General features: G+C 65.0%; 12 protein-coding genes. 8 read left to right on the top strand and 4 right to left on the bottom strand.

What is annotated here, in order from left to right; genetic code table 11:
• Positions 1 to 52: 52 nt before the first annotated feature.
• Positions 53 to 2,395 (top strand): TonB-dependent siderophore receptor, encoded by a 2,343-nt coding sequence (locus DWV00_RS15820; RefSeq protein ID WP_181885474.1) that lies wholly within the window; start codon positions 53 to 55, stop codon positions 2,393 to 2,395.
• 49 nt (positions 2,396 to 2,444) lie between these two features.
• Here DWV00_RS15820 and DWV00_RS15815 read toward each other — a convergent pair whose 3' ends face one another.
• A complete protein-coding gene (locus DWV00_RS15815; protein WP_115534523.1) occupies positions 2,445 to 2,720 on the bottom strand; it encodes a hypothetical protein in 276 nt (91 codons plus the stop codon).
• A 261-nt stretch (positions 2,721 to 2,981) separates the two neighbouring features.
• Here DWV00_RS15815 and DWV00_RS15810 point away from each other — a divergent pair, with 261 nt between their 5' ends.
• A complete protein-coding gene (locus tag DWV00_RS15810) occupies positions 2,982 to 4,109 on the top strand; it encodes an AAA family ATPase (protein WP_115534522.1) in 1,128 nt (375 codons plus the stop codon).
• On the opposite strand, the gene DWV00_RS15805 is transcribed toward DWV00_RS15810, so the two are convergent.
• Positions 4,099 to 4,971 (bottom strand): alpha/beta hydrolase family protein, encoded by an 873-nt coding sequence (locus tag DWV00_RS15805; protein ID WP_115534521.1) that lies wholly within the window; start codon positions 4,969 to 4,971, stop codon positions 4,099 to 4,101. The two genes, DWV00_RS15810 and DWV00_RS15805, sit on opposite strands and share 11 nt — an antisense overlap.
• Positions 4,972 to 5,537: 566 nt before the next feature.
• On the opposite strand from DWV00_RS15805, the gene DWV00_RS15800 reads away from it, so the two are divergent.
• The 6 genes from DWV00_RS15800 to DWV00_RS34600 all read left to right on the top strand — a co-directional run bounded on the left by DWV00_RS15800 (position 5,538) and on the right by DWV00_RS34600 (position 25,288).
• Entirely contained in the window at positions 5,538 to 17,480 is an 11,943-nt protein-coding gene (locus DWV00_RS15800; protein ID WP_115534520.1) for a DUF4347 domain-containing protein, read from the top strand.
• A gap of 29 nt (positions 17,481 to 17,509) precedes the next feature.
• Positions 17,510 to 19,228, top strand: a complete 1,719-nt coding sequence (locus DWV00_RS15795) for a TolC family protein (protein WP_115534519.1) — start codon at positions 17,510 to 17,512, stop codon at positions 19,226 to 19,228.
• Between the two features lie 50 nt (positions 19,229 to 19,278).
• Positions 19,279 to 20,151 carry an efflux RND transporter periplasmic adaptor subunit gene (locus tag DWV00_RS15790; RefSeq protein WP_115534518.1) on the top strand — a complete coding sequence of 291 codons (873 nt, stop codon included), beginning with the start codon at positions 19,279 to 19,281 and terminating at the stop codon, positions 20,149 to 20,151.
• Positions 20,148 to 21,515 (top strand): efflux RND transporter periplasmic adaptor subunit, encoded by a 1,368-nt coding sequence (locus DWV00_RS15785; RefSeq protein WP_115534517.1) that lies wholly within the window; start codon positions 20,148 to 20,150, stop codon positions 21,513 to 21,515. The genes DWV00_RS15790 and DWV00_RS15785 overlap by 4 nt, the downstream gene beginning before the upstream one ends.
• Entirely contained in the window at positions 21,500 to 23,737 is a 2,238-nt protein-coding gene (locus tag DWV00_RS15780; RefSeq protein ID WP_115534516.1) for a site-2 protease family protein, read from the top strand. The genes DWV00_RS15785 and DWV00_RS15780 overlap by 16 nt, the downstream gene beginning before the upstream one ends.
• A gap of 813 nt (positions 23,738 to 24,550) precedes the next feature.
• Positions 24,551 to 25,288 carry a DUF4145 domain-containing protein gene (locus DWV00_RS34600; protein ID WP_245964898.1) on the top strand — a complete coding sequence of 246 codons (738 nt, stop codon included), beginning with the start codon at positions 24,551 to 24,553 and terminating at the stop codon, positions 25,286 to 25,288.
• A gap of 69 nt (positions 25,289 to 25,357) precedes the next feature.
• Here DWV00_RS34600 and DWV00_RS15765 read toward each other — a convergent pair whose 3' ends face one another.
• Both DWV00_RS15765 and DWV00_RS34595 read right to left on the bottom strand, forming a co-directional pair.
• Positions 25,358 to 25,597: a hypothetical protein gene (locus DWV00_RS15765; RefSeq protein ID WP_115534514.1), complete on the bottom strand. Its 240-nt coding sequence runs from the start codon at positions 25,595 to 25,597 to the stop codon at positions 25,358 to 25,360.
• A gap of 1 nt (position 25,598) precedes the next feature.
• The gene (locus tag DWV00_RS34595; RefSeq protein WP_245964897.1) at positions 25,599 to 25,844 is read right to left on the bottom strand and encodes a L,D-transpeptidase family protein; all 246 of its coding nucleotides are present in this window, start codon (positions 25,842 to 25,844) and stop codon (positions 25,599 to 25,601) included.
• Positions 25,845 to 26,111 lie beyond the last annotated feature (267 nt).

Raw genomic sequence — 26,111 nt, 5'->3', positions numbered from 1 at the left:
CGCTCGTATTGGAAACGGTCGAGTCGACAGTTCTCTGGTCGAGATGAATGCAATGGCGAGAATCGGGCGTGGTCTTCGCGGACATTGGGGCTGGCTGGCCGCGGCGATCTGGTGTTCGGTAGCGGCGCCGCACGCGTGGGCCGCGGATGCGGCGCCGATCGAGTTTCACGTGGCGGGTGGCTCGCTTGCCACTGTGCTGCTGACAATCGCGAAGCAGGGGCACCTCGTGCTCTCGTTCGACGCGACGCTCACGCGCGGCCTCTCGGCTCATCCTGTCGACGGCACGATGACGGCGAAGGAGGCGCTCGCGAATGCGCTTGCCGGCAGCCGCCTCGAACTCATCGACGTGGCTGGCGGTACGCTGACGCTGCGCCGCTCGGAAGCGGCGGACCAGCCGGGCTCCGCGTCATCGTCCGCCCACGTGCTGCCGAGGATCGACGTGCTCGCCCGTCCCGACGACGGCCAGGCGGCCGAGGATGGCTTCGTCGTCGAGCGTTCCTCCACCGCCACGCGCACGGACATGGCGCTCTCCGACGTGCCGCAGTCGGTCGGCGCCGTGAGCCACGCAGTGATGACCAGCCAGCAGGCAACGACCGTTGCCGACGCGCTAGGCAACGTGAGCGGCGTCACCCCCTCGTTCGGCTTCGACAACGCGAACTACGACGTCAGCGTGCGCGGTTTTCAAACGACGACGCTGATGGTTGACGGCATGCTCTACGAATCGGAGGCGTATCCGCCGCTCGCGGGGATCGAGCGCGTCGAGGTGATCAAGGGGCCCGTCACGCTGATCGCGGGAGGCGTCCCCGCCGGCGGCATCGTCGATCTCGTCACGAAGAAGCCCGAGTTCGAGACGCGGCGCACGCTGACGACACAGATCGATTCGATCGGCCAGCGCAGCGGTAACATCGATCTAGACGGCACGTTCGGCGACGGTTCGCATCTCGGCTACCGCTTTGTCGCGAGCGGCGAGCTCGACAGCCGCAACTACGGCGGCTATGACGGGCGGCGCGAGTTTTATCTGGCGCCGTCGCTGCGCTATCGCGACTCGTCGACGGACATCACGCTCGGCTTCGAGCACTATCGCAATCGCTTGCCGATCCTGCCGTACACGGTGGGCGGAACCGACGGCGAGCCGCTGCCCGATACGCCGCTCACGCCGGTCAGTGCGCCGAGCGACCACATTGCCAACGAATCGACGGAAGTGCACCTGCTCGCCGAGCACGCGTTCGGCGATGGTTGGAGCGTGCGTGCGCGAGCACGGCTATTGCGCGACGACACCGAGACGTTTTGGAACGTGCCCCTGGCCGCGTTCGACGATGCCGGCGACGTGGGGCTCGATGCGATCGACTCGCGTACGGTCCGGCACCAGGCCACGGTGGCGGGCGAGCTGGTGCGCAAATTCAAGGCCGGCGGCATTTCGGGCACGCTGCTCGCGGGCGTCGATTTCTGGCGGCTCGGGTACGCCCAGGATCAATCGCCCGACAACCCATCCGAGCAGAACCTCTATGCGCCTCAGCCGCTTGCGACGATACCGGGCGGGCCGCTCGCGCCGATCGCCTCGTACGTCGCGCGGCAATGGAGCGCTTACGCGCAGGCGCAATTCGCGTTCGGTTCCCGGCTGCGCCTGTTGGCGTCGCTGCGGCATACGAACGTGCTGCTCTCGGATCCGATCAATCAGCTCGATCAGCACAACGGCGCCTGGACGCCGAATCTCGGCGTGAGCTACCGGCTGACGTCGTCCGCGACGCTCTACGCGAACTGGCTGCATGGGTTCGACCAGTCGCTCGACGAACAGACCTCGAGCGGCGCACCGCTGCCGCCGATCCGCAGCGAGCAGGTCGAGGCCGGCGTGAAATTCGATCTGCAGGGCGACAAGCTCTTTGCGACAGCAGCGGTCTACCGCGTGAGCAACGATCTCGCGATCGGGAGCGATCCGACGAATCCGCTCTATGCCGTGGCGTTGCCCGGCCAGCGCAGCCGCGGGTTCGAGTTCGATCTCCAGGGCCAGGCGCTGCCGGGCTGGAACATCATCGGCACGCTGACGGCGGCAAGCTCGAGTGTGGACGGCGGCAACGGGGCGGCCCCGGCAGTCGCGCCGCGCAGCGCGAGCCTCTGGTCCACCTACGCGTTCAGTCACGATGCCTCGCGCGGCTGGGGCGTGGGCGGCGGCATCTTCGCCCATTCGCACGAGCCGACGGATATGGCCGGCTTTTCGGTTCCCGGAGACGCACGTGTCGACGCAACGGTCTTCTACCGGGCCAAGCATTGGTCGACGCAACTCGGCGTGAAGAACGTGTTCGACCGGCGCCTGTATGGCCCGTCGGAGCATGCGATCTATATCCCGGTGCTGCCGGGCCGCAGCGTGGTGCTGACGACGACGTTCGATTTGGGCTGAGGAAATGCGCACGTGCCCTACGGTGTGACGGCGTTCCATCGTTCCATCGCTAGTGCAGCGTAGCCGTGGCGGGGCGCTCGTCTCCGAACAGGACGTGCCCGCTTTGCGCCATCCCGCCGATTGCATCGCGCAACTGGGCGGCGGCCTGTGCGCTGAAGCGGATTCTTCGCTCCGCCAGGCAGTCGTGTTCCTGTTCCGGCATCAGGTCGATGACGACGATGTGGATCTCGCCGGACGGATGCCGGATCATCGAAATCGGCACGGATACATTGACCGTCTCGTCCGGCACATCCCACGCGTCGGACAGTTCGTTCTCGAAGATCACGCGGACGTTCTCCCGTTTTCAGGTTTCAGTTTTCAGTTTTGTTTGTCCAAGGCGCCGATTATCCGCAAGCGGCCGCGCATCGCGAGGCGGATCGACGAAACAGAGGACACGCGAGCGAATGCCCGCCTGCTCGGGAAGGGCGAGGGGGCGTTCCACTGCCGGCGTATGCGTTGTAACGAAATTCGGCCCGCCGCCGGAGGTTATCCAAAATTATCCGACGTTGGTATAATTATCCAATCTCAGATAATTTTGGATAACTCGATGGAGCTGACCGAGCTGTGGCACTTCCCGCGGCCGGAGCTGGCTCGCGCCTATCTTGCGACGCTGAACGCTGGGCTCGTCACGTCCACGACGATTTTCGCGCCGCGGCGCACCGGCAAGACAGTGTTCCTGTTGCGGGATCTCAAACCGCTCGCCGAGGGCGAGGGGTACACGGTCGTCTACGGCGATTTATGGCAAACGCGGCAAACGCCGGGGGCGGCGCTCGTGCGCGCGCTGGAAGAGGCGCTCGAGCCTCATTCGCTGCTCGAGAAGGTCATCGCGCGGCTCCGGACGCCGGTCAAGTCCATCAAGGGGAAGGCAGAGTTCGCCGGTGCGAAGCTCGAAGGGCATATCGACTTGGAGAGCGACCGGAAGCGGGAGATGTCGGATACGGCACTTCTGCTCGATGCGCTCGTTACCGAGCTGACGAAGCGCCGGCCCGTACTCTTTCTGGTCGACGAAGCGCAGGCGCTTGGCCGCAGCAAGGAAAGCGAGGAAATGGCGCGTGCGCTTCGGACGACGCTCACCAAGCATCAGCGCAGGCTTCGCATGCTGTTCACCGGTTCTTCGCGCACGAAGCTCGGGCATGTGTTCACGAATGCGAATGCACCGCTTTATTCGGCCGCCGGCACGGTGCAGGATTTCCCGTTGCTTGGGGACGATTTCGTCGGCTATGTCGCGCGCCGGTTCAAGGAATCGACCAAGCGCAAGCTCGACATCCGTGCCGCGCGGGAGGCGTTCGAGCTTTTCGGAAGACGCCCCGAGCCGCTCATGGAAGCGGTGCTCGCACTCATGATGAGTCCGACGCTTGCGTTTTCCGAGGCGATTGCGATGCAGCAACGGAAGCTCGCCCGCACCGAGAATCATGAAGGCACTTGGAATTCACTCGATGCGACCGAGCGGGCGCTCGTGCGGATCTGCGCCGACGACCCATCGATGAAGCCGTTCGCGAAGGCGACGCTCATCGCGATTCGCCGGCGCGTCGGTATCGAGGATCTCCAGGCTACTCATATTCAAAAAGCGCTGGGCCGGCTCGCGGAAAAGACGGTCGTGGCGAAGAGCCCGCGGGATGTCTATGAGTTCGAGAACGAGCGCTTCGCCGATTGGGTTCGCAATATCATCGACTGAACCCTTCCCGATCGAGAAACGCCGATACGGTCGGCTCCCAAATATCGGTTCCGTTTCCAAACAGGAAGTGCCCGTTTGTCCCGAACGGCGGAAACAGTTTGTATTCCGCGTTGCCGCCCGCATGGACGAACGCGGCGTGCCAAGCGCTGCTGTATTGCGGCGCGAAGAATTGATCGTTCTGCGTGTAGATCCAGAGCATCGGAACACGGGCCGTCTTGCCGAAGCGTTGATACATGGCTTCGAGCCGATCGCTCTCGCACGGTACGCCGGGGTGCGTGGCCGGATCGCCCCCCGAGCCCCCGGCGAAGTTGATCGCCGCAACCACGCCATCCGGATTCTCCGCGGCCACGGACGTCGTGACGAAACCACCGACCGATTGCCCAACGATCACGATGCGATGAGGATCGACATGCGGTTGCCGCTTCGCGTAGTCCAATACGGCCGATTCTTCGATGCGGGCCGCCTGAATCATGGGTACGTAATCTTTTCGGCGGCATTTCCCGCTGTATTCCGGATCGAATGCGGTGCCGTATTGGCCATAGCCGATGCGCGTCGGCACGAATACGATAAATCCCCGTTTCAAGAAATAGGCGACCTGCCGCGTGTAGCGAAAGCGCGGCGGTGTGCCCCGATCCGATGTGGCGCGCCCATGATTGAGAATCAGGATGGGGAAGGGCCCCTCACCGTTCGGCGAGAATTGCGTGATGGCGACCTTGCCAGTCTCTTGCTTGCCGTAGAAGTCCTTGACCGTCACGTCGATCGTCGAAACGGATTCGTGAAGATCCGCCCTCAGCTGTGCGGCACGAGCATCGGAGATCAGAAGCAGCAGGCATAGCCCGAGCAGGCGCAAGGCAGTGGTCATGGCGAAGGATCGAAGGTGTGTCGAAAATACCGATGTGCGTCGATGTTCCGCGCGTCGGCCGGCCCACCGGCACACACGCCGGATGGGGGGAGGCGCTAGAGTAAATGGGCTGCCCGGATCATGCAATCGTTCGTCGTCGACGGTATCGGCGCCAGTTCGATCGAATCGAAATCCGCCTGACTTTTCCGCTGCATGCTTTATCGGATACGCAAACGTTTGCGTGTCGATGACGCAAACGTTTTCCTTTAATTTATTGAATAGATTTTCGATCTGTTTGAATGCCGGCTTGAAAGCGGCGGCCGTCAGGCTTACATAGAATCGAAATACTTTTTATATTACTATTCCCCGTCGCAGGGCACCTCGCGGCCGCGGCACGGCACGCTTGCAGGTTGCCTCGGTGTCTCAATCGATGCCCGTCCGGCGGTTCATCTGAGATCCCAGAGCGGCGCCCGGCGCTGGAGATCCCGCTATGCGGGCAATTGTTAAATTTCTACAAAAGCCGGGTTGCCATATTGAAACGCACTGGCAAACCAAATAAATTGCGGTCGCGAAAACGGGGGAATGCGATGAGACTAATACTTGAGCCTCGCCATCTATTCGACGGCAGCGTGGCGGCAGTTGCAGCAAAGGCGGCGCATTCGGCGCTCGACCAACAGCACCACCACAACGGGGCCGATGCGCACGAGTCGCATCGTCACGATCACGACGCGCAAGATTCCGCGGGGCGGCACGGCCCGGCCGACGAGCAGCACGCGAACGGCTCCCACGCCAACGCCGACATCCCCGCGCTGGCTCCCAACCCCAAAGCGACCGAAATCCTCTTCGTCGATCCGCGCGTGTCGAATTGGCAGTCGCTTGCGTCCAGCGTCGACAGCAGCGTGCAGGTCATCGTCATCGATCCGAATCGCGACGGCATCAGCCAGGTGACCGAGGCGTTGCAAGGCCGCTCGGATCTGAAGTCGATTCAATTTTTGACCTACGGCTCATCGGGACAGATCGAACTCGGCAATGCGCCGATCACGGCCGATGCGCTCGCCGCGGCGAAGCAGCAGGTCGCTTCGTGGAGCGACCACCTCGCGTCGAACGCGGACATCGAATTCTGGGGCTGCGACGTTGGCCAGGGCGCCAGCGGGCTGCAGTTCGTCGATACGGTTCACGCGCTGACGGGCGCGCAAGTCGGGGCGTCGACGGACGCGACCGGCGCCGCCACGCTCGGCGGCAATTGGACGCTCGAGCGCACCACGGGCGCACTCGACGTGGGCGCGCCGTTCAGCGCATCGGCTATGGCCGCCTATCAGGGCGTGCTCGACACGCCGGTGCCCAGCGTTTCCTTCGTTTCGGGAACGGTTCCGGGCGACGTCTTGCTCGGCGGTACGTTCACCGAGACCGTGCAATTTCAAAACACCGCGACGAACGCCGCTGGCTACGGGCCGTTCATCGACCTGTACGTGCCGACCGACTCCGCCGAAAACGCGACGTTGACGAGCGCCACTTATCTCGGCACCGCAGTCACCGTCGATCAGGTGACGCTGTCGACGAGCATTGCCGGCCACGTCGGCACGCTCGGCGCGCTGCACCCGCTCGCCGTCGACAGCAACGGCAATCCGCTGTTCGTCGCGGCACCTAGCGGGTATCAAGCCGGCGACACGATGTACGTGCTGCAGCTGCCGTTCGGCAGCTACACGCCCGGCGAGCCGGCCGCACAAGTTCAGCTGACGTTCTCGCTCGCGGGCACGAGCGAGCTTTCAAGCATGCATGCCGGGCAAGCGCTGAACATTGCGGCGATCGGCGGCTTCCAATACGGCGCCGATCCGCTCAACGATCCGGCCACGGATCCGTCGATCCGCGGCACGGCGGGCACCGCGAGCGTCACGAGTTCGAGCGACGGTCTCGTGACGGCATCGACGCAAATCTCCCTCATCGACGTTTCCGCCACGACGAATCTGCACGAAGGCGAAACCGCGACGGGCCCGGACTTTCCGTTCGACTACGTGATCACGCTGCAGCCGGCGTCGGTCACGCAAACGGATCCGATGCAAGGCGTGTCCTTCACGTTCACGCTGCCGGATCAGGTTCAATACACGCAAGGCACGATTTCGTTCACGGAGCCGAGCGGCGTGCACGGCACGGCCACGTTCACCCCGAAGCCGGGCAGCGTGAGCGGTGCGGGCGGCACGGTGACACTGACGTTCACTTCGCTTGGCACGGATGCGTCCAATACGCCTACCGTCGTCAACATCCCCGTCTTCGTGCCGCAATTCGACGCGACGGGCGCGTCGGTGCTGGGCGCGGCGGGGCAGCCGCGCACCATCGATACGACACCGGTCTACACCTACACCGGTTCGTGGACGGCGGAAGCGGGTTCGCTCGATCACTCGGCGGGCGCTCAGACGATTTCGGGCGACGGCTCGACCAATCCGGAATCGACGTCGTTCGTCGCGAAGTCGCTGGCGATCCAGGTGACGGACGACGCGCCGGGCGGCAGCATCGTGCCGGGGCAGATCGTCGGCTACTCGATCAACTTCCAGGTATCGGACTACTACTCGCTGAATCAGCTCAACATCGCCGACTTGGTCGGCGACGGCATCTCGGTGCTCGGGCCGACCGACGCCGGTTACGCGACGCCGACGCTATCGCTGACGACGGACGGCTCGACGCGCTCGTTCTCGTTCGGCGACGTATCGAACAACGTCCAGAGGACGATCAACGGCCAGTCCGTGGCGGAGAGCGGTTCGAACGCGAACTGGAACTACACGCGCGACGATACGGGCTCGACCTCGAATCCGGGCGCGACCGCGCTGACGTTCAGCGTGGGCGAACTCGTCGAGGCGAATCTCGGCGGCGCGGCGTTCGCGGGCGTGCTGCAAGGCGGTGCCGTGAACGGCAGCGACGGGCCGACGCAAGGGACGATCACGTTCAAGGCGAAGGTGCTCGACAAGTACACGCTCGCGAACAGCGGCAACAGCCTGCGCGAGAAGGACTCGATCACGGACACCGTGACGACGGGGGCCACGAGCGCGGCGGTCGTGACGGTCAACGACACCACGGACACGATCACGGGAACGAACGGGACGGTCAGCGACGGCTCGTCGGTGACGAACGCGGTGGCGCCGGGCCAGCTCGTGCTGCAGGTGGTGGCGGTCAACGGCCAGACCGCGGATCTGACGGATATCAAGCCGGGCGATACGGTCACCTATGCGATGACCTACACGCTTACGACGGGCGATTACGGCAACCTCGGTCTGACCGCGTATCTGCCGCTGCCCGTGTTCTCGACGACGGACCCGCTCTCCAACGGCGGCAATGTCTCGTCGTTTTCGCAGGACAGCGTCGACGCGTTCCCGACGGCCGGCACCTATAAGCTCGTCAATCCGCTGTCGGGCGAGGCGACGCCGACCGTATCGACGAACGGCACGGCCAACAGCATCTCCTTCAACTTCGGCAATCGCGACGATCCGACGAACGCGCCGGGGCAGCAGGTCATCGTCTATTTCAGCGCAGTGGCGTCGAACAAGCCCTTTGCTAACGGCTTGGAGTTGACGACGCAAGGCGCCAGCTCGTACACGAACGCAGAAGGGCAAACGCTCGCGGCCGCGGCGATCAAGCAAGTGCCGCTCGAGGAGCCGGAGCTCGCGACGAAGACGGGCATCGTCTCGATCGTCGGCGACGGCGGTTCGTCGAAGGGCTCGTATTCCGCCGACTCGTCGAATTCGTCCACGGTGACCTGGACGTCGCAGACGAACACGACGCCGAGCGGCGGCGCGGGCAGCCCGTTCGCTCCGGCCGGCACGGCCGCGGGCACCAATCCGCTCACCGGCAACGGCAATCCGCTTGCCGCGGACAACCTGAACGTGGCAGGCGGCGACGGCGGCGACCTCGCGCGCGTCGTCTCGACCGTGCAGAACCAAGGCGGATCGGCGGCGTACGACGTCACGGTTCAGGGCACGCTGCCGTCGGGATTCTCGACGAGCGACGTGCAGAACTTCGCGATCTACAACTCGTCCGGCGTGCAGATCGACTCGGGCGTGACGGCCGCGCAGTACTTCGCCGCGGGCGGGGTGCAGCTGAATTCGTCGATCGCCGCGCACGACAACGTCTACGTCGTCTACGACTTGAAACTGCCGACGGCGCAGGAGACGGGCGACACGCTCACGGTCGCGGGGAACGTCGTCAACTGGGCGAGCGTGGCCGGCGGCGTCTCGAGCGGCAACGGCTTCGTGTCGGGTTCGGGCGCGGCGGCGCAGCCGGTCGGCGAGAATGCGGCCGCGCTTGCGGATACGGGCATCATCAACCTGTCGGCCCCGACCGTGACGAAGACGGTTTCGGGCGCGAGCGATACGGGCGATGTTCCGCTTACGGGCAGCAACAACATCGCGCTCGGCGAGACCGTCACTTATACGATTACGGTCGCCTTGCCGCAGGGCACGACGGACAACGGCGCGCACGACGTCACGCTGACCGACTCGATCCCTGCCGGGATGACGTTCGGCAGCCTCAATTCGGTGACGTTCAGCAGCGGCGTCAGCTCGCCGGGCGGCCCTGCCGGGGTGACGGCAACCGTATCGGGCAGCACGCTCACGTTCGATCTCGGCAGTTCGCTGACGAACAACCAGGTCGATACGAACGGCACGATCACGCTTGTCTATACGGCGACCTTGACGTCGACCGACACACCGGCCGACCACACCGCGCGCACGAACAGCGTCGTCATCAACTACGATTCCGTGCAGACTTCGCCCCCCGCGACGGCGACGATTCACGAGGTCGATCCCAGCGTCGCCGAGACCATCACGGTCAAGGATACGGGCAGCGGCACGACGATCGCCAACAACGGCACCGTCTACAGTAACGAGAACCTGACCTACACGGTCACGCTGAAGAACAATGGCGACGCACCGGCGCAGGACTTGGCGGATCTCGTCAACTTGCCGTCGGGCTTGACCTATGTGCCCGGCTCGTTGACCTACCTGAGCGGAGGCTCGGGCGGATCGACTTCGGATACGTCGGGACTTTCGATCGGACTCACGTCGCTCGGGACGGGCCAAACGGCCAGCTTCACGTTCCAAGCGACGGTGAACCCGAATCAGGCAGCCGGCACGTCGATGGCGGTCGCCACGCCGAACGACGGCACGTCGGGCACGTATTTCTCGCAGCCGGGCGTTGCACAAGGACACAAGTACACCGACACCGCGAGCACCACGGTCAAGATCGCTCAGATCACGCCCGTGCTGTCGATCACGGGCGAGTCGAACAACACCGACACGGTTCACACGCCGTCGCAGACGAACACGCAAACTTCCGTTGCCGCTACCGTCGGCGAGATCGTGACGCTGCACGCCTACGTTCAGGTTCCCGAAGGCGCCAACCCCACGACGCTGAACTTCACGCTGCCGCCGGGGCTCCAGTACCTCAACGACGGTAGCGCTAGGATCGCGTTCGTCAGCCCGAACGGCGATCTGGTCTCGAGCGATGGCTCGCTGTCGGGGGTCGCGCAGTACCAGGACGGCAATTCGGGCGGTGCCAACTACGTCAGTCCGGCCACGGGGACGACGACGGCCGGCAACGTCGCCACGTTCAAGCCGACGAGCCTGCTGCCGTCGAACGACGTGTCGACGTCGGGCAGCAACGTCACCGTCAATCTCTCGACCCTGAGCAACAACGACGGCTCGGCGCTCGGCAACTACGTCCTCGTCCAATTCAACGTGGTGGTGGCGAACGTTACCTCGAACGTGCAAGGCGCGGCCGCGCTGGCGGCATCGGTCACGGCGGGCGGCACGACGTCCAACACCGTGAACGTGTCGGTCGAAGAACCCAGCGTGACGATCTCGAAGACGGCCACCGCCGTGGACAATGCGACGGGCACGGTCACCTATCAGCTCACCGTCCAGAACACGGGCGGATCGACCGCATACAACGTCGTGGTCGACGATCCCGCCGCGACGAACGAGAGCAACGTCACCTTCGTCAGTTCGACCGGCAACGGCATCGGCGGCGCGGATCAAGCCGCTACGACGGCGAGCGATCTGAACTACGCGATGGGGCAGTTGGCGGCGGGCGGCAGCGAGGTCATCACCTACACGGTTCAGGTTGCGCCTGGGCATACGGTGCAGAACGACACGGCCTCCGTGGTCTGGCAGAGCCTGTCCGGACAGCAGACGTTCAACGGCTCGACGGCGGGCGCGGTCGGCGCGGCCACGGGCCCGCGCGACTTCGATTCGTCCGTCGGTGCGCCCGACTCGTACCGCGCGACGGCGACGACGCAAATCGGGACCGCCTCGGGCCGCGTCTGGCAGGACCTCGGCAATGACCCGACGACCTACGCGACCTCGGGCGGCTCGGCCGACACGGCGCTGGGCGGAATCACGGTTACGGCCACCGTCACCGAAGCAGGCGGCACCATCATCACCGAAACGACGACGACGGCAGCCGACGGCACCTACACGTTCGGCGCGCTGCCGCAAGGCACCGTCGTCATCTCGCTGCCCGGCGCGGGCAGCGGCGGCCTGCCGGCCAACGAGACGCTCGTCTATAACGACGGCAACGCCGTGACGGGCAGCCCGGCTTCGGCGTCGTTCACGGCGAACGGCGACGCGCATGCGAACGTCAACTTCTCCTATCAGACGCCCGATACGGCACCCGCGATCGCGGGGTGGGGCGGCAATGCCGATTCGTACGTCGAAGGCGGGGCGGCGGTACGCCTATCGGGGCCGGGCGCCTCGATCAGCGACACGCAGCTCGACGCGCTGGGCGGCGATTACAGCGGCACGACGCTCACGCTGCAGCGATACAGCGGCGGCACGGCCGCGCCGAGCGCGACCGACGTGTTCGCGGCAGTCGGCCAGCTCGCGCTCGCGGGCGGCACCGTGACCTATAACGGCACGACCGTCGGCACGTACACGCAGAGCGCCGGCAAGCTGTCGATCACCTTCAGCGCGGGCGCAACCGCCACGACGGTGGGCGAGGTGCTCGACAATCTGGCGTACTCGAGCACCGATACGGGCACCGTCAGCACGGGCATCCAGATCGGCGCGACGCTCGACGATCACAACGTCACGGGCGCGCAAGGCACGGGCGGCGATATGACCAGCGCGCCGGTGTTCGTCACCGTGAACGAGGTGCCCGGCGCGAGTTCGTCGTCGGCCACGTTCACCGAGCCGAACGATTCGTCGCCGGCGGCCGTGGCTGTCGCCGTCGATCCGTCCGTCACGGTGACGAGCTCCGATACGTTCTCCGGCGCGACGTTGCAGATCAGCGGCAACTACCGGCCGGGCGAGGACGTGCTCGTGGTGACGGGCACGCTGCCGTCCGGGGTGACGGCAAGCTTCAACTCGGCGACCGGCACGATGACGCTGACGGGCACGAACCTCAGCGCGGCGACGGTGCAGAGCGCGCTGCGCGCGATCAGCTACTACGACACGAGCGATACGCCGATCACGACGGCGCGCGCCGTCACGATCTCGGTCACGGACAACGTCACGCATGCGACGACGACGGCAGCCGTGTCGACGGTCGACGTCGTGGCCACGAACGATTCGCCGATCCTCAACGATCTGCCCGTGACGGCGACTTCCGTCGAAGACAACGGTGTGCCGTCCGGACAGGTCGGCATGCTTGTCTCGCAGTTGACGGGCAACGGTAACGTCACCGACACCGACGGCGCGAATGCGCACGACGGCCAGGTGCCGGGGCCGACGGGCGTCGCCATCACGGGTGCCGATACGACCGAAGGCACCTGGTGGTACTCGACCGACAACGGCGCGCATTGGACAGCGTTCGCCGGCCAAGGCATGACGGCGATCTCGCAGGGCAACGCACTGCATCTCGTTGCAGACGGCAACACGCGGATTTACTTCGAGCCCGGTACGCCGGATTGGAACGGGGCTGTGAACAACGCGCTGACGTTCCGCGCGTGGGACCAGTTCGACGGCGTGGCGAACGGCGCGATCTCGGCATTGCCGACCACCGGCACGTTCGGGCAGGGGATCAATACGGCGGCGTCGGCCTATTCGTCGGCGCAGGAGACGATTCCGCTTCAAGTCGCGGCCGTCAACGACGCGCCGATCGGCTCGGGCAGCGCGACGATGCCGACCATCCCCGAGGATACGACCGCGCCGGCGCCGCAGACGGTGGGCTCGCTGTTCGCATCGCACTTCGACGACAGCGCCGATCAGCAGCAAAGTGTCTCGAATCCGACAGGGTCAGTGGCGAACACGCTGGCAGGCATTGCCATTACGGGCAATGCCGCGGATCCGAGCACGGGCAGCTGGCAATATTCGACCGACAACGGCACGACGTGGCACACGATCGCGACGACGGGGTTGTCGGATTCGAATGCGCTCGTGTTGTCGTCGACGGCCGAGGTGCGTTTCATTCCCACAGCCGACTTCAACGGCGCACCGGGCCAATTGACGACGCGCGTGATCGATTCGTCGAACACGGCGGTAACGGCGACGGTGACGGGGGCGCAGCTCGCCGCGACGGACGTGGCGATCGCAGGCGTGGACGTATCGGGCGCGCACAACGGCGGCTCGACGGCCGTGAGTGCGCAGACGGTCGCACTCGGCATCGTTGTCACGCCGGTCAACGATGCACCGATCGGCTCCGGCAGCGCTCAGATGCCGGCGATCCCCGAGGACACGACGGCACCGGCACTGCAAACGGTGGGCACGCTGTTCGGCTCGCACTTCAACGATAGCGCCGATCAGCAGCAAACCGCGTCGAACCCGACGGGCTCGGTGGCGAACACGCTGGCGGGCGTGGCGATCACGGGTAACGCGGCCGATCCGAGCACGGGCAGCTGGCAATATTCGACCGACAACGGCACGACGTGGCACACGATCGCGACGACAGGGCTGTCGGATTCGAATGCCCTCGTGTTGTCGTCGACGGCCGAGGTGCGTTTCATCCCCACGGCCGACTTCAACGGCGTGCCGGGGCAACTGACGACGCGCGTGATCGATTCGTCGAATACGGCAGTGACGGCGACGGTCTCGGGCGCGCAGCTCGCGGCGACGGACGTGGCCATTGCAGGCGTGGACGTATCGGGCGCCAACAACGGCGGCTCGACCGCGGTCAGCGCGCAGACGGTTGCGCTCGGCATCGACGTCACGCCGGTCAACGATGCGCCGATCGCATCGGGCAGCGTGTCGATAACGATGCCGGAGGATACGATCGCGCCGCCGCTGCAATCGGTGGGCACGCTGTTCGGCTCGCATTTCAACGACAGCGCAGACCAGCAGCAGAGTGGCTCGAATCCGACGGGCTCGGTGGCGAACACGCTGGCGGGCGTGGCGATCACGGGCAACGCCGCTGATCCCACCACGGGCAGCTGGCAGTATTCGACGGACAACGGCGCAACGTGGCACACCATTGCCACGACGGGGCTGTCCGATTCGAATGCGCTCGTGCTGTCGTCGTCGGCCGATCTGCGTTTCATCCCGGCGCCGGACTTCAACGGCGTGCCGGGGCAGTTGACGACGCGCGTCATCGATTCGTCGAACACCGCGGTGACGGCGACGGTGACGGGCGCGCAGCTCGCCGCGACGGACGTGGCCATTTCCAGCGTGGACGTATCGGGCGTGAATAACGGCGGATCGACGGCGGTCAGTGCGCAGACCGTCACCGTAGGCGTTGCCGTCACGGCGGTCAACGACGCGCCGATCGGCTCGGGTGGTGCGACGATGCCGGCCATCCCCGAAGATACGACCGCACCGGCGCCGCAGACCGTGGGCACGCTGTTCGGCTCGCACTTCGACGACAGCGCGGATCAGCAGCAAACCGCATCGAATCCGACGGGCTCGGTGGCGAACACGCTGGCGGGTGTGGCGATCACGGGCAACGCGGCGGATCCGAGCACGGGCAGCTGGCAGTACTCGACCGATAACGGCACGACGTGGCATACGATCGCGACGGCGGGGCTGTCCGATTCGAATGCGCTCGTGCTGTCTTCGACGGCGGAACTGCGCTTCGTGCCGACACCGGACTTCAACGGCGAGCCGGGGCAACTGACGACGCGCGTCATCGATTCGTCGAATACGGCGGTGACGGCAACAGTGACGGGTGCGCAGCTCGCCGCGACGGACGTGGCGATCGCTGGCGTGGACGTATCGGGCGCCAACAACGGCGGCTCGACCGCCGTGAGTGCGCAGACGGTCGCGCTCGGCATCGACGTTACGCCGGTCAACGATGCGCCGATCGGCTCGGGCAGTGCGACGATGCCGACCATCCCCGAGGATACGACCGCGCCGGCGGCGCAAACGGTGGGCTCGCTGTTCGGCTCGCACTTCAACGACAGCGACGATCAGCAGCAAACTGCTTCGAACCCGACGGGCTCGGTGGCGAACACCCTGGCGGGCGTCGCGATTACCGGCAATGCCGCGGATCCGGCCACCGGCAGCTGGCAGTATTCGACCGATAACGGCGCAACGTGGCACACGATCGCGACGGCGGGGCTGTCCGACTCGAACGCACTGGTGCTGTCTTCGACGGCCGAGCTGCGTTTCATCCCGGCGCCGGACTTCAACGGCGTGCCGGGGCAACTGACGACGCGCGTCATCGATTCGTCGAACACGGCGGTAACGGCGACGGTCACGGGCGCGCAGCTCGCGGCGACGGACGTGGCTATCGAGGGTGTAGACGTATCGGGCGCGCACAACGGCGGCTCGACCGCGGTCAGCGCGCAGACGGTCGCACTGGGCATCGACGTCACGCCGGTCAACGATGCGCCGATCGCATCGGGCAGCGCGACGATGCCGACGATCCCCGAGGACACGACGGCACCGCCGCTGCAATCGGTGGGCACGCTGTTCGGCTCGCATTTCGACGACAGCGCAGACCAGCAGCAGAGTGGCTCGAATCCGACGGGCTCGGTGGCGAACACGCTGGCGGGCGTGGCGATCACGGGCAACGCCGCTGATCCCACCACGGGCAGCTGGCAGTATTCGACGGACAACGGCGCAACGTGGCACACCATTGCCACGACGGGGCTGTCCGATTCGAATGCGCTGGTGCTGTCGTCGTCGGCCGATCTGCGTTTCATCCCGGCGCCGGACTTCAACGGCGTGCCGGGGCAGTTGACGACGCGTCTCATCGATTCGTCGAATACGTCGGTGACGGCCACCGTAACGGGTGCGCAGCTGGCGGTAACGGATGGGGTCATTGCCGGCGTGGACGTATCGGGCGCCAACAACGGCGGATCGACGGCCGTGAGCGCGCAGACGGTCGCGCTCGGCATCCACATCACGCCGGTCAACGACGCGCCTATCGCCAGCGGCACGGCGACGGTCGGCACGGTCAACCAAAACGACCAAAATCCGGCGGGTACGTCGGTCACGACGCTCTTCGGCAGCGACTTCAACGATAGTGCCGATCAGCAGCAGAGTGCCTCGAATCCGACCGGCTCCGTGGCGAACACGTTGGCGGGCATCGCGATCGTCGGCAACGGCGCGAGTGCGAATCAAGGCGCCTGGCAATATTCGAGCGACGGCGGCAAGACGTGGACGAGCATCCCCGCGAACGGTTTGAGCGACAGCAACGCAGTCGTGATCTCGGCAACCGACAGCGTGCGGTTCCTGCCGTCCGGAACGTACAGCCAGACGCCGGGCGCGCTGTCGGTGCGGCTCATCGACAGCTCGGGCCCGGCGCCCATCACCGATATGCCGGGCTTCAATCTCGGCGCGGTCGGCGGCTCGTCGCCCTACAGCGCGGCAACCCTTGCGTTGACGGCGCAAATCAAGCCGACGGACCGTGTCGTCCTGACGGATCAGACCGAGCCGATCCCGGACTTCAACGCGCCGAACGACTACAACAAGTTCGGTGGCCAGCTCGATCCGAGCAACCCGTTCGCCTCGTCGCCGGTTCAGCAGTTCCCCGACGACGGCGCGGTGCCGCCGGCCGAAGAGCGCGGCTATCAGGCCAATCTCTACGGCGAACCGATCATTCCGCAAGTGTGGCTGACGGGGTCGATGGGCAATCGCTTCGTCGTCGAGCAGCAGCAGGCGGTCATCGCGGTGCCGTCGGACCTGTTCAGCGATACCTATCCGAACGCCGAGCTTCAATACGAGGCGCGCATGCCGGGCGGCGTGCCGCTCCCGCCGTGGCTCACGTTCGATTCACGCAACCTGACGTTCGAGGGGACGCCGCCGGCCGGCTCGCACGGCACGGTGGAGGTCGAGATCGTCGCGCACGATCAGTTCGGCAACCAGGCTCAAGCCACGTTCCAGATCACCGTGGGGCGTGAATCGAAGGATCTCGAACAGCTGCTTTCTCACGCGGATGCTGCGGCGAAGGCGTCGCATCCGGTGGTCCGTGGACACGACGGCGGCACGCGGCACGGAGCGCACGGGCCGCGGCATGCCACGCCTGAACCGCACGGCATGAACACCGGACGCCCCGCGTTTTCCGCGCAGTTGCGCGAGGCCGGTCCGGTCGGAAAGCTGTTGCAGGCGCGCCGCATGGTGCATTCCGTCGTCGGCGCGGCTGCCGCGCAGGGCGGGAAGTCAACGAATTGATCGAATAACATCAACAAGCGAAGACCAGAATGAAAACCAAATTCTTTAGCCGCCGCAAAGCGGGGCTGCCGGGGTTGGCGTGCTCGGAACGCACCGTGGCTTCCGCCCGGCTTGCCGGTTTGACGCTGCTGTCGGCCGCGGTGTTGTCGGCTTGCGCGATCAAGCCCGAGCCGATTACGCAAGCCGAGCACTTTCAGCGTGCGCAGAACGACTACAAGACGCTCTACTCGACCTACGTTCCGCTCACGCGCCCGCTGACGCTGGCGGATGCCATCTCGCGCGCGCTCAAGTACAACTACAACGCGCGGCTGGCCAAGACCGAGCAGACGCTGCAGGAGCGGCAGCTCGATCTCGCGATGGCGCAGATGCTGCCGCGCATCGCGGCCAATGCAGGCTACACGTGGCGCAACAACGACAACGCAGCCGAAAGCGTCTCGGAGCTCACGCGCGAGCAGTCGCTCGAGTATTCGTATTCCGAGCAGCCGTCGCATGCGACCGCTTCGCTCGAATTGTCGTGGAACCTGCTCGATCTCGGCGTCAGCTACTTTCAGGCGAAGCAGCAGGGCTATCGCACCTATGCCGCGGTCGAGCGCCGCCGCAAGGTCATCGACGACATCGTGAAGAGCACGCAAGAGGCGTATTGGAAAGCCGTCGCCGCCGACCGCCTGCTGCCGCAGCTGAAGCCGCTGCTGGCCGAGGCCGACAAGATGCTCGCGAACTCGCGCGAGGCGAGCGCCCAAAAGCTCGTCCCTCAGCTGCAGGGGCTCGATTATCAGCAGAACATGCTGTCGGTGGTGGGGCAGCTGCGCCACATGCAGACCGATCTCAACACGGCCCGCGTGCAGCTCGCATCGCTGATCGACGTGCCCACCGACGCACCGATCCAGTTCGCGCCGATGGACCTCGACTACGCTGCAACGGCGGCCAAGATCGATCCGCGCAAGCTCGAGGCGCTCGGGCTCGCCATGCGCCCCGAACTGCGTGAAGAGGCGTACCAGGAAAAGATCGATCAGCAGGACGTCTACAAGGAAATCGTCAAGATGATGCCGGGCGTGGGCGTGCTCGGCAGCCTCAACTACGACAGCAACAAGTACTTGTACAACCCGAATTGGGCGCAGCTCGGCGTCAATGCGACGTTCAATCTCGTCAATCTGATCGAAGGGCCGAAGGCGATCTCGGCGGCGAAGGCATCGGTCGAGGTGTCGCGCCAGCGCCGGCTTGCGCTGAGCGTCGCGGTCCTGACCCAGGTGAACCTCAGCTACCAGGAATATCTGGCCGCGGTCGAGGACCTCGACATCGCCAAGCAGATCAACGACGTCGAACAGAAGATCCGCGTCGCCTCGGCGAACGAGGCCAAGGCGCAGGAAGAATCGGAAGCCGACCGCATCCGGCGCGACCTCGCGTCGATGGTGGCCGAGTTCGGCTACGACCGCACGATCGCGCAGGTGCATACGGCGCTCACGAACCTGTACACGTCCGTCGGCGTCGATCTCGTCCCGCCGAACGCGGACACCGACGATCTCTCGAAGCTGAGCGAGCGCGTGCAGGGGGCGATCGCCGGTTGGGAAGCGGGGCAACTGCCCAGCGTCTCGATGGTGTTGCCGGCGGCTTCCACGTTCGCCGCATCGAACGGGAACGGAAACGGGACGGCCGCGCCCGCAGCGGCCCAGGCCAAGCCGAGTGCGGCTGCGCCGGCGTCGGCGGTACCCGTGGCCGCGGCAACGGGAAGTACCATCGCCGCGAAATGAGCGCTTGGCGCCCGAAGTTCGAAGCTAGAAGCTAGAAGGTTAGGACCACTATGAAAGTGCATCACCAACGCGCCTTGAGGGCGGGGAAACTCATCGCGCTCGTCGCCGTCATGACGGGTGCCGGCGTGGCGGCGCTTGCCGCGCAGGCTCCGGCTCCGGCACCCGCACCCAAGGCGTTGCCGTTGCCGGTTGCGGCTCAGCCGCATGCACCGGCGCCGCAGTCATCGTCATCGGCGACCCCCGACGTCCGCGTGCAACTGGTCGCCGACACGATCGCCACGATCGGCGCGCCGATGTCGGGACGGCTCACGCAGTTTCCGCTGCACGACGGCGATCGATTCAAGCAGGGGCAGACGCTCGCACGCTTCGATTGCGGCGAGAAGGAAGCCGCGCTGGCGCACACGCGCGCCGTGCTCGAGAGCCGCAAGTCCGTGAACGAGAGCAAGCAGCGGCTGCGCGCGCTCGGTACGTCGAGCCAAGTCGAGTACGAAGTGGCCGCGGCGGACGAGAAGCAGGCCGCGGCCGATGTGCAGGCGGCGCAGACGCTCGTGGAGAACTGCTCAGTTACTGCACCGTTCAGCGGACGCGTTTCCGCTATCTATTCGCATAACTATCAGTACCTGCAAACCGGTGCGCCGCTGCTCGAAATCCTCAGCGACAAGAGCCTCGAACTCGAGATGATCGTGCCGTCGATGTGGCTCTCGTGGCTCAAGCCGGGCAGCCCGCTCAAGGTGTCGATCGACGAGACCGGCAAGACCTATCCGGCGACGCTCTCGCGGCTGTCGGGGAAGGTCGATCCCGTGAGCCGCTCGGTCAAGGTCTATGCGCATATCGACAATCCTTCCGATACGCTGCTGCCGGGCATGAGCGGCCACGCGGCTTTCAGCCCGCCCGCGGGCGTGGCCTTGACGTCGCGGCAATGAACTCGCCGGCAAGCGCGCTCAACTATCAGCTGCTGCGGCTCGGTGCGGTACTCGAGCTGGAGCGGCGCGCCCGCGCGGCGGCGCGGGAGGAACTCGGCTTCCTGATCGTCAACGAGACGGCAGGCGTCGTGCCTTATCAGCAGGCCGTGTTGTGGCAGGACGACGCGAGCGGCGACGAGCCGCTCGTGCTGTCCGGCGTTGCGTCCGCCGAGCGCGGCGGGCCCTACTACATCTGGCTCGAGCGCGTGTTCGAGGCGCTGACGCGCGAAGGCGCCGGTGCGCCGGGCGCTGAAGCCGGCGCGCCGCGCGTGGTGAGTCCGGCCGATTTGCCGCAGCCGCTCGCGAACGAATGGCCGGAATGGTTTCCGGCCGAGGCGATCCTCTGTCCGCTCGGTTGGCGCGACAGCGGACCGATCGGCTATCTGCTGCTCGGCCGTGCCGATGCCTGGACCGACAGCGATCAGCAACTGCTCGAGGCGTTGTCCGGTGCGTATGCGCAGAGCTTGCTGCTGCACCGGCGTGCGCGCAAGCCGGGCATCGCGCAGCAGTTGGCCGTCCGCAAACGGCCGCTCGCCATTGCCGCGGTCGTCTTGCTGCTGATCGCCATCATTCCCGTGCGCGAATCGGTCCTCGCACCCGCCGAAGTCGTACCGATCGACCCCGCGCCCGTGCGGGCGCCGTTCGACGGCGTCGTCGGCTCGTTGCGCGTCGAACCCAATCAGGCGGTGCGGGCGGGGCAGCCGCTCGTTTCGTTCGATCAGACGCAATTGCAGACGCGCTATGAGGTCGCCAAGAAGGCGCTCGACATGGCGCGCGAAGAATATGCGGACACGTCGCAGCAGGCGATGAGCGACGACCGCGCGAAAGCGCGGCTCGCCATGCTCGAGAGCAAGGTCGATCAGGATCAGGCCGAGGTGGCCTACGACGAGGACATGCTGCGGCGCGCGCAAATCACGGCGCCCGTGGACGGCGTTGCGATCTTCGACGACAGCAGCGAATGGATCGGCAAGCCCGTCGTGCTCGGCGAGCGAATCATGGTCGTGGCCTCGCCCGCGCGCACGCAGTTGCAGATCGAGGTGCCCGCGAGTTCGGTCGTGTCGTTCAAGCCCGGGGCCGAAGTCGTCTTCTTCAGCAATTTGCAGCCCGATCGGCCTGCCTACGGCGCGCTGACGTTCGCGAGCTATTCGACGACGGTCGCCGCCGACGGCGTGATGTCGTACGCGTTCCGCGCCTCGCTTGATCACGCGCCCACGCTGCGGCTCGGCTTGAAGGGAACGGCGAAGATTTACGGGCCGCGCCGCGTGCTCGTGCTGTGGCTGCTCCGGCGGCCCTTGACGGTGATGCGCGAATGGCTGTCGATCTGAGCGGGATGCCGCGCGAAGACGCGGTCGAAGCGGTGCGCCCGGGCTCCGATGCCGCGGTGGCCGAGGCCGATCGAGCCGCTGCAGGCAACGTAGCCGTTGAGGCCGATGCCGCGGGTGGCGTGCCGCCCGTCGCCTTGCCTCCGTTGCGGGAAGATCTGAAGTTGATGCCGGGGCCGGCGGGCAGCGACGGCAGTCCGACCTGGACCCTGCACGACCCCGCGCGGCATCGCTATGTGCGCATCGGCTGGCTCGAATTCGAAGTGCTGGCGCGCTGGGCGCTCGGCCATTCCGACGCCGTGGCGCGTTCGATCTCGGCGGAAACGACGATACGCGCGACCTCGCAGGATGTCGTGGACGTGCTGAGCTTTCTTCATCGCGCCGGTTTGACCACGCCGGTCGACGCGGGGGCGGCCAAGCGTTTCGCGGCCGAGCGGGCCGCCGAGCGCTTGTCGCCCGCGCGCTGGCTCTTGAAGAACTATCTGTCGATCAAGGTGCGCCTGGTCAACCCCGATCGCGTGTTGTCGGCGGTCGTGCCGCGTATCGAGTGGCTCTTCACGCGCGGCTTCGCGGTGACGCTCGCGCTGCTCGCCGTGCTCGCGTTCTATCTGATCACCCGTCAATGGGATGCCTACACGCATAGCCTGCTGCATCTGTTTTCGCTGCAGGGGGCGGCGCTTGTGGGGCTGGCGCTCGCGTCGGCCAAGGTCGTCCATGAAATCGGCCATGGCGTCATGGCCAAGCGCATGGGCTGCCGCGTCCCTTCGATGGGCGTCGCGCTCATCGTGCTTTGGCCCGTCTTGTGGACCGACACGACCGATGCTTGGCGCTTGACCGATCGCCGTCAGCGGCTCGCCATCGATGGGGCCGGCATGATGGCGGAAACGACGCTCGCCGTTTTCGCGTCGCTTGCGTGGGCGGTTCTGCCCGACGGTGCGTTGCGCACGGGGGCGTTTCTGCTTTCGAGCTCCACCTGGCTGCTCACGATTGCGATCAACGTCAATCCGCTGATGCGTTTCGACGGCTATTTCCTGCTGTCGGACTGGCTAGAGGTGCCGAACTTGCAGGAGCGGGGCTTCGCGATCGGGCGCTGGTGGATGCGCGAGACGTTGTTTGGGCTCGGCGATCCGCCGCCCGAACACTTTCCGCGCGATAAGCAACGGATCCTGATCGCGTATGCGCTTGCATGCATGGTTTATCGGTTCACGCTGTTTCTCGGCATTGCGCTCGTCGTCTATCACAAGGCGTTCAAGGCGCTCGGCATATTTCTGATGTGCGTCGAGATCGGCTGGTTTCTCGTACGGCCCATCGTCGGCGAGATTCGTATCTGGCACGCGCGTCTCGGCAGCAAGCGGCCCGACCGGCGCGCGGTCGCCACGATTGCCTGCTGCGCCGTGGCGCTGCTGTTGTTCGTCGTGCCTTGGCGGCGCGAAGTGTCCGCGCCGGCGCTGATGCGCGCCGCGAAGCAGGCCACGCTGTATGTGGCCGAGCCCGGCCGGCTCGTGAAGCAATCCGCGAACGGCGCGGTCGTGACGGCGGGGCAGCCGATCTTCGAACTTGCATCGCCGACCGTCGAATATCACAAGGCCGTCGCGCTCGCGACCCTGGCGGGCGTGCAAAGCAGGATGAAAGGGCAGGCGTTCGATCCCGAGCAGGCGGACATGATCGGTGTCGGCGAGCAGGAGTTGCAGGGCGCGATCGCGACCGTCGATCAAGTTGCCGCGCAGGAGGCGCTGCTGACGGTTCGCGCGCCGTTCGCCGGTGTCGTCACCGACGTGCCGCCGATGCGCGAAGGCGAGTGGCTGCCGCGTCGAGAAGCGCTGGCGATGCTGATCGATCCGTCTTCGGCGGCCGTCGAAGCGTTCGTCGGCGAGGCCGATCTGCCGCGCGTGCATCCGGGCGCGCATGCACGGTTCTTTCCAGAGAATGGGGATCCGCCTGTCGATCTCGTCGTGTCGAGCGTCGAAACGACTTCCGCTCGGGTGCTGGACGTGAACGAGTTGGCGTCCGTGTACGGCGGCGGGGTCGCGGTGCGCAAGGGAGCCGATAACAAGCTCATCCCCGAAACGGCCGTCTATCGTGCTGTGCTCGTGCCGCGCGATTCCGGCGTGAAGGCCTGGCGGCGCTTGCGCGGACAGGTCGACATCGAAGGCGATCGGGCGAGCCTGTTGGGGCAGATTTATCGCCGGGCGATTGCGGTGTTGATTAGCGAGAGCCAGTTGTAGGGCTGGACAACTTCGTCGCCATCGTGCAAAAGCCTGCTTCATTGCGTTGATTTATGGCGTATGGGGGACGCGGGGATGGCAATAATCCCCGCCGACACCCTATAGTGTGAATCAACAAGCAACACGACGACGGGGGTAGTGTGAGAAAGCTACTTGTAGGCTTTGTGGCTGTGCTTGCCTTACAGGGGTGTGCGACCTATGACCTGTCGTTGATGCCACGTGGACCCGGGCCCATGGCTCATGGGACGGCGAAGCAAATCGACAAGTCTGTAGTCATCACACTAAGAGATGTAACCTACACCGGACGCTACGTGTACGTTCAAGGTGGTTCGTTCTCGCTCGGGACAGCTTTTGTCGGCGGACAAGTAGCCACCGGCAATGCCATCGGCGTCAGCGCGGTGGGAAATGGCAACGTACTGGCGCAATCAGCCGATGGGCTCCACAACTTACGATGCGTGTTCAACTTCAGCGGGTGGACGCAACAAGGGACTGGTGTGTGCGCGACTGATGATGGCGTTGCATACGACCTTCAGATAACCCGATAGGCGAACAGTGAGGCGATTATGCGCTTCATGGAAATCGTGTCTCGGATTACCAGCTTCAACGTGCCGGTCTTCAGCATCCAATGGAACCCGAGCGAGGCCGACCGAGCGCTAGCGCGACGCGTTCTTACTTTTATGTTGGCGAATGGGCTAGGTTGGATCGTGTGCCAAATGTTACGTTGAGCTGACACTAGCGCTTAATTGCCTGGTTGGTAGGCAATCTGCCGCGAATTCTGAGTGCGTAGGCGAGTTCGAAGGGACTCGAATTTAAATGGCGCAACGCAATTTCAATGATGAGCCAATATGCGTCGAGTGCATCGGCGATGCATTCCTGCGCGAAGAGATTCAAGAGACTGGCGGAGCTGCGGCTTGCTCGATCTGTGGAACTGTGGCGCCGTCCTGGGCAGCACGCCAGTATGCCGCTCGAATCCAGCCATTGCTTGCGAGCCGGTTCGTGCGTGAGTCGCAACGCGACGAGATGCTTGCATCGGATCTGCCGGAACTCGAGGCGGTCTTTGGGGAAGACTCGCCGCACTATAAGAATTTCTCGGAAGCTTACACGCGCTGTAACGGCTACGAAATTTCCGTCCTCCCATTGAAAGCGGTGTTTGCCGCCGCGAAGGAAGATTTTGAGGGAGGATACGTTTTTAACGTTGACCTCCGGGTTTCCGGCGAGGTGTTCGGGGACTTTGTCATACTGGCTCGTCAAGCACTTTCGGAGGGGCACAAAGATGTTGCGGCAGTGCTGGCCAGCGCTGCGCTCGAAGACGCATTGAAGCGCTTCGCGCGAGCGAACAATCTCGACGTTCACGAAAAGACGATGCACGATATCGTCAATTTGTTGAAGTCGTCGGGACTAGTCGGAGGTGCTCAAAAGTCGCTGCTGGATACGATGCCAAAACTTCGAAACGCCGCGCTGCACGCCGAATGGAACAAACTCACCGAGCCTGACGTCAGCAGCATCATCGGGTTTGTTGAGCAATTCCTGCTTACCAAATTCAGCGCGTAATCCGGTACTCTGCGCCTCTTACCGAGGGGGTATGTCGAAGGCTCCGTGGATCGGAAGCCTTCGAGTGCATCACGGCTTCCGCCTCATGAAGTAAGCGTACGCCGCGATGAGCAACAGCGCCAAGGCATCAATCGCCGCGAGCACGGGCAGCGGATTGGACCACTTGTCCATATTGGTCGTGCGCCCATAATACGGCGGCCCGCCTCCAAAAGCTTCGTTGAGATTGATCACGTTGAACGCGACGATCAGCGCGATGAGAGCAAGCAACGCGACGCCTACGATGATGCCGACTGACCGATTCTTAGCCATTTCAGTAAGCAACCGTGAGTGGAATGTAGCAACTTGCCGAGCCGGCCGCCGCTGTGGCTAGGTCGCGGACGAACTTTTCCATGTCGGCATGCAGATTGATGCATCCAGCGCTGCCGGGATGCGTGCCACCGTGGATGAAGAAGCCGCCGCGGTCGAACGTCTGAGTACCAGGGTAGACGTGAATCGTAAGGCGGTGGTCACCCCATGCGGCCCGAGGTGCCAAGCTAAAGAAGTGATTGGTCCACATTGCGAAGGCTCGACCCAGTACTGCCCGGCGGGAATTGGACCTGTTCTACTCTCGCGCTGTCGAGACGCGGAATAATCGAAGGCGCCGGAGTCGACCGGGCGGCCTGAAACCGCTGCATACGACCGTACAGGCGCGCCCGTCATAGTCAAATAGCGACCATCAAATCGAAGCGAGATTTTTGATTTTCCACACATGGGAGCAGTCGGAATGCCGCGCTCCGCCGCATATCTATTTGGCATTATATTGGCCCTCTTATTTGTATGATGA

Source organism: Trinickia dinghuensis (genome assembly GCF_003367175.1).
Classification (GTDB): Bacteria; Pseudomonadota; Gammaproteobacteria; order Burkholderiales; family Burkholderiaceae; genus Trinickia; species Trinickia dinghuensis.
The sequence above is the reverse complement of the archived record's forward strand: the minus strand, read 5'-3'. Positions and strand labels throughout refer to the sequence as shown.